The following is a 14075-nucleotide window of genomic DNA, read 5'->3' as shown; positions in this document are numbered from 1 at the left end:
CTGATGTCCGTGGTGGACCGGCAGGAGTGGGACGTCGTCGTGGTCGGTGCCGGCGGCGCCGGGCTGCGGGCCGCGATCGAGGCGCGCGAGCGGGGCGCCCGTACGGCAGTGATCTGCAAGTCGCTGTTCGGCAAGGCGCACACGGTGATGGCCGAGGGCGGCATCGCGGCGGCGATGGCCAACGTCAACGAACACGACACCTGGCAGGTCCACTTCCGCGACACGATGCGCGGCGGCAAGTTCCTGAACCAGTGGCGGATGGCCGAGCTGCACGCGCGCGAGGCCCCGGACCGGGTGTGGGAACTGGAGACCTGGGGCGCGCTGTTCGACCGCACGAAGGACGGGAAGATCTCGCAGCGCAACTTCGGCGGCCACGAGTACCCGCGCCTCGCTCACGTCGGCGACCGTACGGGCCTGGAGCTGATCCGCACGCTCCAGCAGAAGATCGTCGCCCTCCAGCAGGAGGACTTCAAGGAGACCGGCGACTACGAGTCCCGGCTCAAGGTCTACCAGGAGTGCACGGTCACGAGGATTCTGAAGGACGGTTCGCGGGTCAGCGGGGTCTTCGCGTACGACCGTGAGTTCGGCCGCTTCTTCGTCCTCGAAGCGCCCGCCGTCGTCATCGCGACCGGCGGCATCGGCAAGTCCTTCAAGGTGACGTCGAACTCGTGGGAGTACACCGGCGACGGCCACGCGCTGGCGCTGCTCGCGGGCGGCTCGCTGCTGAACATGGAGTTCGTGCAGTTCCATCCGACGGGCATGATCTGGCCGCCGTCGGTCAAGGGCCTGCTGGTGACCGAGTCGGTGCGCGGCGACGGCGGGGTGCTCAGGAACTCCGAGGGCAAGCGGTTCATGTTCGACTACGTCCCCGACGTCTTCAAGGAGAAGTACGCCGAGTCGGAGGAGGAGGGCGACCGCTGGTACGAGGACCAGGAGCACAACCGGCGCCCGCCCGAGCTGCTCCCCCGTGACGAGGTCGCCCGCGCGATCAACTCCGAGGTGAAGGCGGGCCGCGGCTCCCCGCACGGCGGGGTCTTCCTGGACGTCTCGACGCGCATGCCGGCCGAGGTCATCCGCCGCCGACTGCCGTCCATGTACCACCAGTTCAAGGAGCTGGCGGACGTCGACATCACGGCGGAGCCGATGGAGGTCGGGCCGACCTGTCACTACGTGATGGGCGGCGTCGCCGTCGACTCCGACACGGAGGGGGCACGCGGGGTGCCGGGCCTGTTCGCGGCCGGTGAGGTGGCGGGCGGCATGCACGGCTCCAACCGGCTCGGCGGCAACTCGCTGTCCGACCTGCTGGTGTTCGGGCGCCGGGCGGGCTGGCACGCGGCGGAGTACGCGGCGGGCCTCGCGGACGCCCGCCCGCCCGTGGACGAGACCCAGGTGGACATGGCGGCGGCCGAGGCACTGCGGCCCTTCTCGGCCGAGGCCGAGGCGGAGGCGGACCGGGCGGGCGAGGCGGGCCCGCCGGAGAACCCGTACACCCTGCACCAGGAACTCCAGCAGACCATGAACGACCTGGTCGGCATCATCCGCCGCGAGGGCGAGATGACGCAGGCCCTGGAGAAACTCGCCGAGCTGCGCCTGCGTGCCCGGCGGGCCGGGGTGGAGGGCCACCGCCAGTTCAACCCGGGCTGGCATCTCGCCCTGGACCTCAGGAACATGCTGCTGGTCAGCGAGTGCGTGGCCCGCGCGGCGCTGGAGCGCACCGAGTCGCGCGGCGGCCACACCCGCGAGGACCATCCCACGATGGACCGCCGGTGGCGCAACGCCAACCTGCTGTGCGCCCTCGCCGATCCCACCGGCGGCCTCGCGGCCACCGACCCCGCCCGCGGGCAGATCCGTCTCACCCGCGAGACCACCGAACCCATCCGCCCGGACCTGCTCGCCCTCTTCGAGAAGGAGGAGCTGGTCAAGTACCTCGCCGAAGAGGAGCTGTACGAGTGAGCAGCTACGAGGCCCGCTTCAAGGTGTGGCGGGGTGACGTCGAGGGCGGAGGCCTTCGGGACTTCACCGTCGAGGTGAACGACGGCGAGGTGGTCCTCGACATCATCCACCGCCTCCAGGCCACCCAGGCCCCCGATCTGGCCGTGCGCTGGAACTGCAAGGCGGGCAAGTGCGGTTCGTGCTCGGCGGAGATCAACGGCCGGCCGCGGCTGATGTGCATGACGCGCATGTCGGTGTTCTCCCGCGACGAGACGATCACCGTGACCCCGATGCGCACCTTCCCGGTGATCCGCGACCTGGTGACGGACGTCGGCTTCAACTACCAGAAGGCCAGGGAGGTCCCGGCGTTCGTGCCGCCCGCGGGTGTGGGCCCCGGCGAGTACCGGATGACGCAGGAGGACGTGGACCGCTCGCAGGAGTTCCGCAAGTGCATCGAGTGCTTCCTGTGCCAGAACACCTGCCACGTGGTGCGCGACCACGAGGAGAACAAGCCGGCCTTCGCGGGCCCGCGCTTCCTGATGCGGATCGCCGAGCTGGACATGCACCCGCTGGACGGGGCCGCCGGGACGGGCCTGGACCGGGGGCACACCGCCCAGGACGAGCACGGCCTCGGCTACTGCAACATCACCAAGTGCTGCACGGAGGTCTGCCCCGAGGGCATTCACATCACGGACAACGCCCTGATCCCGATGAAGGAGCGCGTGGTCGACCGCAAGTACGACCCGCTGGTGTGGCTGGGCTCGAAGATCAGGAGGAGGTCGTCGTCGTAGCACCGCGGCCGGGCCGCTCGGCCGGCACCCGCAGGCGCAGCCCGCCGACGGTCAGCGTTTCACCAGGTCAAGGGCGCGTGCCAGGTTGTGCTCGGCGATACCGCGCATGGATTGGGCAAAGGGGAAGTCCCCGTCGAGCAGCCGCAGCGGGCCGGCGACGAGGTTGAGGTGCAGCGCCAGCCGGTACAGCCGCAGCCGGTCCTCGTCCAGGCCGTCGGCGCGCAGGACGTCGTAGTGCGGCCCGAAGCGCAGCCGCAGGAAGACGTGCTCCCACTCGGCGTCGAAGTACATCAGCCCTTCGATGTCGATCAGGGCGGGGTTTGCGTGCTCGTCCAACAGGACGTGGTCCGGGCCGAGTTCGCCGTGGACGAGGACGTGGTCGGCGCGCGGGCGGACCTCCGCGGCCAGGGCGTGCACGGCGTCCTCCAGCCGCTCCCGGGCGGCGGCGGCCCGCGGCTCGCGTACGGCGGTCTCGGCGATGTCGGCCAGGGCGCGGTCGGTGACCAGCCGGGCGCAGGAATCCCCGTGTGCCGTACCGCCGTTGTCGATCACGGCCACCTTGCCGTGGGCGGCGGAGCGGGTGCCGTGCAGCGTGCGCAGGGCATCGGCGAGCCGGTGCAGTGCCGGGAGGGCGGCGGCCGGATCCCGGCGAAGCGCCTCCTCCAGGCTGCCACCGCCGCCCAGGTCCTCGACCACGGCCGCGCCCGCCACGGGGTCCGCGTGGAGCATTCGCGGGGTGCGGACGCCGGCGGCGGTGAGGCGGTCGTGGGCGGCCGTGAACAGGTCGAGCCCGGAGGCGTGCGAGAAGGGGGCGCGGGGATCGGCACCGGTAGGGCCCCAGTAGTCCTCGTCAGGCGCCCAGACGTAGGCGACCACCGTGCCGCCGTCGTCGAGGCGGAGCCGGTAGACGCCCTTCTTGGATCCGCCGCGCAGCCGGGTGACGGCGCGGAGCGTGCGGTGCGGGCCGAGGGCGGCGCGGGCGAGGGGCGCGAGGTCGGCGCGGGTCCGGGGCTGTCGGGTCTCGGTCACCGGCCCCACTCTGGCGCACAGGAGGAGCTCAGCGAACCCAGTTTTCGCGGTAGGCGCGCCAGTCGGCCTCGGTCGCCGCGAAGTCCACGTACAGCGCGACGCCGAAGCGGACCCGGTCGGCGTCGGTGCGGGACAGGCCGAGCCGGACCCCGCGCACGGCGGCCGGGACGGTCTCCGCGCGGGCCCGGTGGCCGAAGCGGTTCTCGTGGTAGAAGGGCAGGCCCATGAGCAGGTCGGTGGTGTCCGGGGTGACCTCCAGGGCGAGGCTCGTCTGCTGGGCCACGTAGCCGCCGTACAGGCTCTGCACCGGCTGCATGGTGTCGTACGACATCACGGCGATCTGGTCCACGCGCCGCGCCACCTCCCCGAAGTACGCCTGCGACCACCACTTGGGGTGACCGGTGGTCGTGCCCCAGAGGGAGTGGAACGCGGGCAGCGGGTCGATCTGGTGGGCGGCGACGGACAGCAGCGCGTGCCGGGCGTGGGTGAGGGTGCGCAGGCCGTCCAGGAGGGAGAGGTAGTGGCGGTCGCCGGAGTGCAGCGGTTCCAGGTCGACATGCACCCCGTCGTACCCGGCGGCGAGGACGCGGCGGGCCGAGACGAGGACCGCGGCGCGGGTGGCGGCGCGCTCCAGGTGCAGCCCGTCGGGACTCTCGGTGGCCAGCTGGTCGCCGAGCCAGGCCTGCACCCGGACCCCGGGCAGCTCCCGGTGCACCGCCGAGACCAGCAGGCGGGCCTTCGGGTACGCCGAGTCGGGCAGTGTGCCGTCGTGCTCCAGCGGGCCGGAGTGGACGTACAGGTCGCGGATGCCGGTGTCCTTCAGCCGCCGGGCGAGTGCGCGCACGTCGGCGTCGTTCTTACGGCCGTCGACCCAGGCGTGGCCCAGCCAGAGGGCGTCCTGGCCGCGGGTGGTCGTGCCGGGCGCCGGGGTGCCGGTGTAGTTGACGCGCAGGGCCGTCTCGGCGGTGAGGAGGGGGACGAGCACGAGGGCGAGGGCGCAGCGCAGGACGCGCCGGCGAAGCCTCTTCTTCCGGCTGCCGTCGGCCTCCCCGGAGGAGATCCGGTCCCTCTCGCGGTCCCGCTGCCCGCTCCCGTTGTCCATTTCCGGCCCCCTCTTCCCTTGCCCCCCGCCCGTATCCGTCCCGCTCGCGAACGCGCCTACCTGCCCATACGCTCCGAAATGTGACGTCCTCCTTGATCCGGGGCCGGCCCCGGCGCGCCACGGCGCACATACGGGTGCGGCTGGCGCACGCCGTGCTGGGGGCCGCGGCCGGGGTCGGGTGGCTGGTGTTGCCGGTGATGACGGTGCCGACACAAGATCCGGTTCCCGCGACGCCCGGCGGAACGGTCGCGAGCGCCGCCGCGCCCCAGCAGGACGGTACGTCCACGGCCGACCTCGTGCTGCCCCTCGTCGCCGGGGGCGCGGCCGTGGCGCTGGCCGGTTACGGCTGGCTGCGCCGTACCCGCCGCGCCCGTACCCGCACGACTCCGGGGGTCGTCCCGGCGGCCCCGCCCGCCCCCACCGCGGCGGACTTCGACCGCCAGGCCCGCACCGCGCTGGTGACGGCCGACGACTGTGTCCGTACGAGCGGGGAGGAACTCTCCTTCGTCCGGCAGCGGTTCGCACGGCCGGACATCGAGGTCTTCGCCCACGCCCTGCGGGCCGCCGAGACCGAGCTGTCGGCCGCGTGCGCGATCTGGCGGCGTTACGAGCAGGGGGTGCCGCGGGACCCGGCGGCCCGGCGGCAGGCGCTGGTCGGGGTGATCGGCCGGTGCGCGGAGGCCGGGCGCCGGCTGGACTCCGAGGCGGCGGAGCTGGACCTGCTGCGGGGGCTGGAGGGGCCGGGGCTGGGCGAGGCGCTGGAGGCGGCCGAGGGACGCTTCCGGGAGCTGGCGGGGCGGACGGTGACCGCGCAGGAGACGCTGGCCGCGCTGCACGAGCGCTACGCACGGTCCGCCGTCGAACCGGTCACCGGGTACGTCGAACAGGCCAAGGACCGGCTCGTGTTCGCCACCGCGCGGCTCAACGAGGCCCGGCAGGCCGCCGACCGCGACGACGGCGACCTGGCCGCCCGGCAACTGCGCGCCGCCGAGGGCGCGGTGGCGCAGGCCGGGGTGCTGATATCCGGGGTGGACCGGCTGGCCTCGCAGCTGCGGGCGGCGGCCGGTCTGCTGCCGGCCGCGCTGACCGGCGCGGAGGCGGAGCTGGCGGCGGCCCGGCGCGAGGGCGGGAGCAAGCCCCTGCCGTACGGCGAACTGCACGCCCGGCTCACGCACGCGGACACCGTGCTGGCCACCGTGCGCGACGAGATGACGTCGGGCCCGTACGACCCGCTGGACGCCCTGTACCGGATGACGCGGGCGGTGGAACGTCTGGAGAACGGCCACGCGGGCGTGCTGTCCGCGGCGGCCCTGCTGGTGGCGCGCGGCTCGGTGGCCGGGGCGGAGGAGTTCATCGGGGTGCACCGGGGCGCGGTGGGCCCGGAGGCCCGGGTACGCCTGGCGGAGGCGGTGCGCGACCTGTCCGCGGGAGACGTCGCGGGGGCCGACCGGGCGGCCCGGGAATCCCGGGACCGGGCCGAACAGGACGTCCGCTCCCACGGCACCCCGTACACCGCCGCCGCCACGGCCACCCCCGGTGTGCCGGGCGCGGTCCTGGGCGGTCTCCTGCTCGCGGAGGACGAGGACGGGGGCCCGCCGGCCTGCTACGGGGGCTCGGAGACGAGGGGCCGCCGCCGTCTGCCGCCACCGTGACGGCGAACCGGAATCGGCCCCACCCGACCCGCCTCGGCGGAGGTCGGCCTCGGCCGACCGAGTCGAGTCCGTGCGCGGAGCCGACGGGCGAGAGCCGGCGGCCGGGGCCCGGCGGGGGAGAACCAGCGAGCCCGGTGGGCGGGGAGTCGGTGGGTCGGCGAGACGGGGAGTCGGCGAGACGGCGGGCGGCGGTCAGAAGAGGCTCAGCAGGGCCTCCGCCGGGTCGGTCAGGCCCGTTTCGGCGCCGGGCAGCGGCAGTTCGAACCACACCGTCTTGCCCCGCGGGGTGCGGCGGGAACCCCAGGCCGCGCTGAGCAGCCCCACCAGCTGCAGCCCGCGGCCGCCCTCGTCCGTGTCCCGGGCCCGCCGGCGCCGGGGCTGCACCAGCCCCGAGTCCCAGACCTCGCACACCAGGGTCCGGTCCAGCAGCAGCCGCAGCCTTATCTCCCCCTCGCCGTACCGCAGCGCGTTGGTGACCAGCTCGCTGACGAGCAGTTCCGTCGTGTCGACCAGTGCCTCCAGGTCCCAGCTCTGCAGCTGGTCCCGGGCGAACTCCCTGGCCCGGCCCACGCTCTTCGGCTCGCGCGGCAGCGTCCAGTCGCCGACCGACTCGGCCGGCAGCCCCTGCACCCGCGCCATCAGCAGCGCGATGTCGTCCTCGCCGTGATGGGTGTCGAGGGTGTTGAGGACGTGGTCGCAGACGTCCTCCAGCTGCGGGGCGGGATCGCTGAGCGCGCCGACGAACGCCTGGAGTCCTTCGTCCAGCGGGTGGTCGCGGGACTCGACCAGGCCGTCCGTGTAGAGGGCGAGGAGGGCGCCCTCCGGGAGTTCGACCTCGACCTCCTCGAACGGCTCGCCGCCCACGCCCAGCGGCATGCCGGGCGGCACGTCCAGCATGAGCGCGCTCTCACCGGGCTCGACCAGCACCGGTGGCAGATGGCCGGCGTTGGCGAACGTACAGCGTCTGGTGACCGAGTCGTACACCACGTACACGCAGGTCGCGAGGTACACCTCGGACAGGTCGACGTCGCGCGGCTGGCGGGCCGTGCGGCCGGCCTGCTGGACGCCCCCCGGTGTGCCGAGGCCTCGCGCGATCTCGTCCAGCGCCGAGAGCACCTCGGCCGGTTCGAGATCCAGCAGCGCCAGGGTCCGTACCGCCGTGCGGAGTTCGCCCATGGCCACGGCCGCGCGCAGGCCGCGTCCCATCACGTCGCCGACCACCAACGCCGTACGGTGGCCGGGCAGTTCGATCACGTCGAACCAGTCGCCGCCCACCTCGGTCGCCGCGTTGCCGGGCAGATAGCGGCAGGCGATGTCCAGCCCGGAGGCCTCGGGGTCGCCGGGCGGGAGCAGGGACCGTTGCAGGATCAGCGCCCGTTCGTGCTCCCTGCGGTACAGCCGCGCGTTGTCGATGCAGACCGCCGCGCGCGCCGCCAGCTCCACCGCCAGGTCCCGGTCGCGGTCGCCGAACGGCTCGCTGCCCTTCGTCCGGGCGAACTGCGCGAGGCCTACGACGGTGTCGTGGGCCACCATCGGCACGGCCAGCGTGGACTGCACGAGGCCGCCGTCCTCGGCGGGCACGTGCTGGGGCCGGGCGGTGCGCAGGGCGTCGGCGCACGGCGAGGCGAACGGGAAGTGGTGGACGGCGCCGACCGCGACCCGCTTGCCGGTGATCCCGAGAGGCGCGCCGGAGACGGCGCTGGCGTAGGCGACGCGGCGCAGTTCCGCGCTGCCGTCGGCCCGGCCGGGCGGGGTCTCGTCGCCGGTCAGCAGCCCCTGGTAGAGGTCGACGGTGGCGAGGTCGCAGAAGCCGGGGACGACGACGTCGAGGAGTTCGCGCGCGGTGGTCTCCAGGTCCAGCGAATTCCCTATGCGGGCCCCGGCCTCGTTGAGCAGGGCGAGGTTGCGCCGGGCCGCGGCGGCCTCGCGGGCGGCGGCCCGGCGGGCGGTGATGTCGGTGCCGAGCCAGGCGATGCCGATGGGCCGGCCGCTGCCGCCGTGCACCCGGTAGAGGTTGACCGACCAGTGCCGGCGCTCCGCCGAGTTCGGCACGTGCCCGGTGACATGCATGTCGGTGATGGACTGGCCGCTCTCCAGCACCCGGCGCAGGGTGGCCGAAACGCGCTCCGCCTCGCCGCGCGGCAGATAGTCGTGCACGCCCTTGCCGCGGTGGTCGTCCGGGGAACCGCCGAAGATGGAGGCGAACCGCTCGTTGGCCCGACGGACCCTCAGATCCGTGTCGATCAGCAGGAACCCGAACGGGGACTGGCCGAAAATCGCCTGGGACGCGGCGAGGTCGGTCTCGATGCTACGCAGCGTGCGGACGTCGACGACGATGCACACGGCGGCCTTCTCGCCCTCGGCGGTCCGGGTGGGCATGACGTAGACCTCGGCCAGCCCCTCCTCGCCGCGTGCGCCGTCGGGCGTGTCCGGCATCCGGAAGGGCACGACCCCGGTCCACTCCCGCCCGTCGAGGATCTCGGCCATCTTGCGCTGGCCGTGCTCGCGCAGGTCGGGATCGACGAAGGCCTCTATGGGGTCCATGCCGACGGCGCGTCGGGCGGGGATGCCGAAGAGCTGCTCGGCGCGCAGGCTCCACTGGTCGACCAGTCCGCCGGGGCCGATGGAGAAGGACGCGACCCGGATGTAGTCGTAGATCGAACCGGGCGGGCTGCTCTGCCACATGGCGTCGCCGGGTACCGCTTCGCGCCGCGCGTCGCCGTGTACGGCAGCCACCGCGGCCTGGTTCCTCGCGCCGTCCGACGGGTCCTCGGACTCCGTGGCCTTCGCTGGTATCTCGCTCACGCGAACCGTCCCCTCCAGCTCACCGCGCCCGGCACCGGTCACCGGGAGCGGCTGCCCGCAGTATCCAGCACTACGGCGCCGCACGACACGGTGTTCACGATCACAGCATGGTCCAGGTGTTTTTCGGACCAGTCCGTGACAACACTTCCACTCTTCTAACCAGGGAGCACGCCCTCGAATCACGCAGTCGGTGACGGGTCGTGTGCCCGGGGCGCACGCGGGACGTGCGTCGCCGTCCGTACACCCCTGTGCCCCTCGTGTGCTCCCCCATCACCCCGGTCCCGCCGATGCGTCGCTCCGCTCCCGTCCGTTCATCACTACTGACCCGCCGGCACGTCACCGCGGCAACGCGAGTTCGAACCAGACGGTCTTTCCGCTCGCGCCGGGCCGGGTGCCCCAGCGGCGCGAGGAACCGGCCACCAGTTGCAGGCCGCGCCCGCCCTCGTCCTCGGGGCGGGCGACGCGCTCGCGCGGCGGGTCCGGGAGCGGGTCGGAGACCTCCACCAGCAGCGTCCGGGCCCCGTCGAGCCCGGCGGGACGCACGAGCCGTACGCCGATGGGGCCGGTGGCGTGCCGCAGCGAGTTGGTGACCAGCTCACTGACCAGCAGCTCGGTCAGGTCGGCGACGCAGTCGAGACTCCAGCCGTGCAACTGGCCGCGGACGGCGGCACGCGCGGCGCGTACGGCTCCCGGCTCGGCGGGAAAAGTCCACTCGGCGCAGTCACCATCGGTGTCGATCACGCCGATCACTTCCCAGGCCAGCGAGCTTCACCCATGTCCGGTTTCGTGGGGTTAATGGGCACATACCCGATATCCAGTGGGCAGTACCGTGCGACGGGGCGCACAGTGGCACGAACGGCGTACGCGGCGCTCCGCACGGGGAGCCGTCCCCCTAGGAGCCCGGGTGGCGTGGTTGCCGTGCGGCTGCGGGTCCTTGTGGGTCGCCCGCGCCCCGCGAGGCAGCCGCGTGTCCATGGAGTCCCGCGCCCGATCGGGCAGCCACCTCCCGGACCGCCGGGACGTCCTGGTCCAGCCAGGCGACGTCCCAGATCTCGTCCGGCGTCAGCCAGCGCAGCGCGTCGTGGTCCTGGAGGGGCCGGGGCGCGGGTGAGGCGGGGAGCAGGCGGACGGTCCACACCCGCAGGACGTACGGCGCCCTGAGCGGCCACTCCCCCGGCACGCGCTCGACCGGCTCGGCGTCGACGCCGAGTTCCTCGCGCAACTCGCGCGCCAGGGCGTCCTCGGGACTCTCGCCCGGCTCGACCTTGCCGCCGGGCAGCTCCCAGCGTCCGGCCAGATCGGCGGGCGCGCTGCGGCGCGCCGCGAGCAGCCGGCCGCCGTCGAACAGGGCGGCCCCCACCACCACGATCCGGTCCGCGCGGGGTGTCTTGGGCGTGCTGGGCGTCATGCAGCGGAGCCTACGGGAGGCCACCGAGGGTCAGTTGCGCGCGCCGTCCCCGTTCTGGCCGATGCGCTCGACCCAGTAGACCTGTTTGTGGCCCCGGTCGTCGAGGCTGTCGGCGATCTTCTGGGCCTCGGCCCGGGTCGCGTACCGGCCCACGCGGTAGCGATTGCCGCTGTCGTCCTGCCGTATCACGATCCAGGGCAGGGAGACCGTCCCTTCATTCACGCCTCCCACCGCCCCCGGCACTCCTTGTCGCATGGCCGCACCCTCCCCCAGTCTCGGCGGCGCTCGTGCAGGGGTACCCCCGTCCCGCCTCGGCCCCCCGCCGGGCCCCGCCTAAGGAAACCGCAATCCGCATATGCCCGAGCGTACGCCCAACCTTTACTCAGCGAATACGCCTTTTCACAAAGAGGTACGCAACCAGCCAGAACACCGGGGGCGCACGCGTACGAATGCGCCGTCGTGAGCGCCACCGCCGTGCGGCGCAGGCATATCCGAGTGACCGGTGACCACCTGGGAAAACGGCCGGATCGCGGCGGCACGCCAAGGCCGGGAGGCGGGCGCGCGACCGGGACGTCCTGCACACGGAGCGCCGAGGGTGTGCGCTACCTCACTCAGAGGGGCGCACGCACCCGCTCACCGACGGCCACGCACCTCCGCTCACCGGGCAACCATTGAACGTGAACGGCCGCGCCGGTCACTTCACCGGCAGGTGGTACGCCACCCGGTACCGGTCCGCCGGGATCACCACGTCGGCGGTCTCCACGGGGCGGCCGGAGGCGTAGTACGTGCGCTGGATGACGAGGACCACATGGCCGGGGACACCGCCGAGCACATGCAGCTCCTCGGCGAGGCCGGGGCGGGCCCCGACCTCCTCGGTGACGTTGTCCACGATGACGTCGATGGCCCGCATGCGCTCGGCCACGCCCATCCCGCCGAGCGGCCCTTCCTCGGGCAGCATCACCGGGGTGCGGCCGGTGAGGACGAGGGGCTCCCAGGAGGTGGAGAGCATCATGGGCTCCCCGGCGTCCCGGAACAGGTACTTGGTGCGCATCACCCGGTCCCCGGCCTGGATCGCGAGCCGCTCGGCGATGGCGGCCCCGGCCTGCGCCTGCTCGCTGCTGGACTCCCAGGTGCCGCGCACGGAGGCGTCGGCCTGCTCCTGCCGGAAGGGCGTGGCACCGCCCGTCGGACGGTATCCGGAGCGGGCCACCCGGCGCGGCACCGGCCGCTCGCGCACATACGTCCCCGAGCCGGAGCGGCCCTCGACCAGCCCCTCGGCCATCAGCACCTTGCGGGCCTCCAGCGCGACCGTGTCCGAGACGCCGTACTCCTCGCGGATGCGGGCCTGGGAGGGGAGACGGGTGTGGGGCGGCAGCGAACCGTCGACGATCTTCTTGCGGAGATCACCCGCGACGCGCAGGTACGCCGGCTGCTCACCGAAAGTCACTGGCCGCTCCCATCAGGTTGTACAGACAGCAACAGCGTGGCAACCGTGGGTTGTGCCGTGCAAGCAAAGGCCAGAGAATCACTCGATGTGATGACACGAGGCGGGGGAGGGCTTTACCCAGGCACTTTCTCCCCCGTATAGGCGCGCTCACACCTCCGCCCGGCCTGCTCGTCGCCTCCACCGGGGCGCGGGACCCGGACTCCGGTACCGATACGGTGCTTCCGGGCCGGAACAGTCACAGAACGGGGGCGGCAATGACCACGGCAGGAACGACCCTGACGGGGAGTCGGGCGGACGCGGGGGCCGTCCGGGCGGTGAACGCACTCACCCGGCGGTGGGCGTCGACCGCGCAGGACGGCACGGTGTTCTCGGCGACGGGCGTCTGGCCCCTGCTCGCGTTCCTGGCCGACGGCGCGGCGGGCCCCGCGCGCGCGGAACTGGCCGAGGCGCTGGGGGTGCCGGCCGACCGGGCTGCGGGCGCGGCACGGGAGTTGCTGGCCGCACTCGCCTCGGTCACCGGCCTGGACGCGGCGCTCGGCCTGTGGACGTACCAGGGCCTGACACCGCGCGAGGAGTGGCGGGCCGGGCTGCCGGCGGGGACGTACGGGGTGTTCGGCGACGACCTGGTCACCGCGCAGGAGCGGCTGGACAGGTGGGCGTCCGAGCGGACCGGCGGGCTGGTCGAGCGCATGCCGGTGACCCTGACCCGGGACGCGCGGATGGTGCTGGCGAGCGCGCTCGCGCTGCGTACGACCTGGCGCCAGCCCTTCGACGAACAGCCGCTCCGGCCGGACGCGGGCCCCTGGCGGGGCCGTACCCTGCGCGGGCTGCACCGGCGCGGCCCACGCCCGGACCGGGTGGGCGTGGCGGGCACGCCGTACGGCTTCGTGACGGCGCTGACGGTGCCCGGCGACAACGGCATCGACGTCCACCTGATACTCGGCGAGGAGCGGATGACGCCGGGTCAGGTGCTCACGGCCGGGGTGGAGATCGTGGAGCGGGCCCTGCCGCTCACCCCGGGCGGCACGCTGCCGCACGGGCACGTGGGCCCGGGCCTGTACGTGGAACAGCAGCCGACCGTCAGGCCCGAACCGCCCTCACTGGACGTACGGACCGTGGCGTACGAAGTACGCGCCGATCACGATCTGCTGTCCCTGGCCCCGCTGTTCGGCCTGACGACGGCGTCGGACACCGACCACGGCCACTTCCCCGGCATCAGCCCCCACTCGCTCGCCCTCGGCCAGGCCCGCCAGTCGGCGCTGGCACAGTTCGGCCCGCTGGGCTTCCGCGCGACGGCCGTGACGGCGGTCGCGGAGGTGTACGGCAGCGCGCCGCCACAGCCCCGCTACGAGTCCACGGTCGTCCGCGCCGTCCTCGACCGCCCCTTCGGCTTCCTCGCCGTCGACCGCGAGTCCCGGCTGGTGCTGGTGGCGGGATGGGTGACGGAACCGGCGCCGGAGCGGGTCATGAACTTCCCGGGCGCTGTTCCTCCAGGACTCTGACGCAGCGGGCCAGCAGCCCGGTCAGCGCCTCGCGTTCGGCGTCGGTGAACTCGGCGCCGAGGGCCCGCTCGACGCGAACGGCGGCCGTGTCGGCCTCGGTCATGACGGCGCGGCCCGTGTCCGTGAGCCGGGTCTCCAGGACGTTCCTGTGCCACTCGTGCGGGCTGCGGGTGATCAGGTCGCGGTCCTGGAGGTTCTTCAGGACGGTGTTCATGGTCGGCGGAGTGACCCCGCACAGCCGGGCGAGGGCGGCCGCGGAGATGCCCGGGTTCTCTTCGAGGTGGAGCAGCGCGGCGTACTGGGCGACGGTCAGTCCCGCCGGTTTCAGGACCGCCGTCTTCGTCGCGTTGAGGGCCTGCTCGGCCCGCTTGAGATGGGAGCCGAGGCGCTCGGACGCGGGCATGGAG

At 73.4% G+C, this 14075-nt stretch carries 12 protein-coding genes; 4 read left to right on the top strand and 8 right to left on the bottom strand.

What is annotated here, in order from left to right; genetic code table 11:
- Nucleotides 1–3: 3 nt before the first annotated feature.
- Both AC4OXY_RS31015 and AC4OXY_RS31010 read left to right on the top strand, forming a co-directional pair.
- The gene (locus tag AC4OXY_RS31015) at nt 4–1953 is read left to right on the top strand and encodes a fumarate reductase/succinate dehydrogenase flavoprotein subunit (protein WP_362818447.1); all 1950 of its coding nucleotides are present in this window, start codon (nt 4–6) and stop codon (nt 1951–1953) included.
- Complete coding sequence (locus AC4OXY_RS31010) at nt 1950–2723, top strand: succinate dehydrogenase/fumarate reductase iron-sulfur subunit (RefSeq protein ID WP_362818445.1); 774 nt, start codon at nt 1950–1952, stop codon at nt 2721–2723. Before AC4OXY_RS31015 ends, AC4OXY_RS31010 begins: the two co-directional genes overlap by 4 nt.
- Before the next feature lie 51 nt (nt 2724–2774).
- Here AC4OXY_RS31010 and AC4OXY_RS31005 read toward each other — a convergent pair whose 3' ends face one another.
- Together AC4OXY_RS31005 and AC4OXY_RS31000 are read right to left on the bottom strand one after the other, a co-directional pair.
- Nucleotides 2775–3752: a phosphotransferase gene (locus AC4OXY_RS31005; protein ID WP_491991441.1), complete on the bottom strand. Its 978-nt coding sequence runs from the start codon at nt 3750–3752 to the stop codon at nt 2775–2777.
- A gap of 28 nt (nt 3753–3780) precedes the next feature.
- The gene (locus AC4OXY_RS31000) at nt 3781–4854 is read right to left on the bottom strand and encodes a glycoside hydrolase family 18 protein (RefSeq protein ID WP_491991440.1); all 1074 of its coding nucleotides are present in this window, start codon (nt 4852–4854) and stop codon (nt 3781–3783) included.
- Between the two features lie 80 nt (nt 4855–4934).
- On the opposite strand from AC4OXY_RS31000, the gene AC4OXY_RS30995 reads away from it, so the two are divergent.
- Entirely contained in the window at nt 4935–6506 is a 1572-nt protein-coding gene (locus AC4OXY_RS30995) for a hypothetical protein (RefSeq protein ID WP_491991439.1), read from the top strand.
- Between the two features lie 192 nt (nt 6507–6698).
- Here the strand turns inward: AC4OXY_RS30995 and AC4OXY_RS30990 are convergent, their stop codons facing one another.
- From AC4OXY_RS30990 to AC4OXY_RS30970, 5 genes are all read right to left on the bottom strand, one after another.
- Nucleotides 6699–9311, bottom strand: a complete 2613-nt coding sequence (locus tag AC4OXY_RS30990; RefSeq protein WP_362818437.1) for a SpoIIE family protein phosphatase — start codon at nt 9309–9311, stop codon at nt 6699–6701.
- Between the two features lie 336 nt (nt 9312–9647).
- Complete coding sequence (locus AC4OXY_RS30985) at nt 9648–10061, bottom strand: ATP-binding protein (RefSeq protein ID WP_491991438.1); 414 nt, start codon at nt 10059–10061, stop codon at nt 9648–9650.
- A gap of 142 nt (nt 10062–10203) precedes the next feature.
- A complete protein-coding gene (locus tag AC4OXY_RS30980; RefSeq protein ID WP_491991437.1) occupies nt 10204–10719 on the bottom strand; it encodes a (deoxy)nucleoside triphosphate pyrophosphohydrolase in 516 nt (171 codons plus the stop codon).
- Nucleotides 10720–10749: 30 nt separating this feature from the next.
- Complete coding sequence (locus tag AC4OXY_RS30975) at nt 10750–10941, bottom strand: SPOR domain-containing protein (protein WP_356026583.1); 192 nt, start codon at nt 10939–10941, stop codon at nt 10750–10752.
- Nucleotides 10942–11413: 472 nt separating this feature from the next.
- Nucleotides 11414–12166 (bottom strand): GntR family transcriptional regulator, encoded by a 753-nt coding sequence (locus tag AC4OXY_RS30970; RefSeq protein WP_356026485.1) that lies wholly within the window; start codon nt 12164–12166, stop codon nt 11414–11416.
- A gap of 254 nt (nt 12167–12420) precedes the next feature.
- Between AC4OXY_RS30970 and AC4OXY_RS30965 the strand changes: the two genes are divergently transcribed.
- Nucleotides 12421–13668 (top strand): serpin family protein, encoded by a 1248-nt coding sequence (locus AC4OXY_RS30965; protein ID WP_356026483.1) that lies wholly within the window; start codon nt 12421–12423, stop codon nt 13666–13668.
- Here AC4OXY_RS30965 and AC4OXY_RS30960 read toward each other — a convergent pair.
- Entirely contained in the window at nt 13631–14071 is a 441-nt protein-coding gene (locus AC4OXY_RS30960) for a MarR family winged helix-turn-helix transcriptional regulator (protein ID WP_491994665.1), read from the bottom strand. The two genes, AC4OXY_RS30965 and AC4OXY_RS30960, sit on opposite strands and share 38 nt — an antisense overlap.
- Nucleotides 14072–14075 lie beyond the last annotated feature (4 nt).

Source organism: Streptomyces sp. HUAS MG56 (assembly GCF_058673395.1).
Note: the sequence above shows the minus strand (reverse complement) of the source record. Positions and strands in the feature narration are given on the sequence as shown.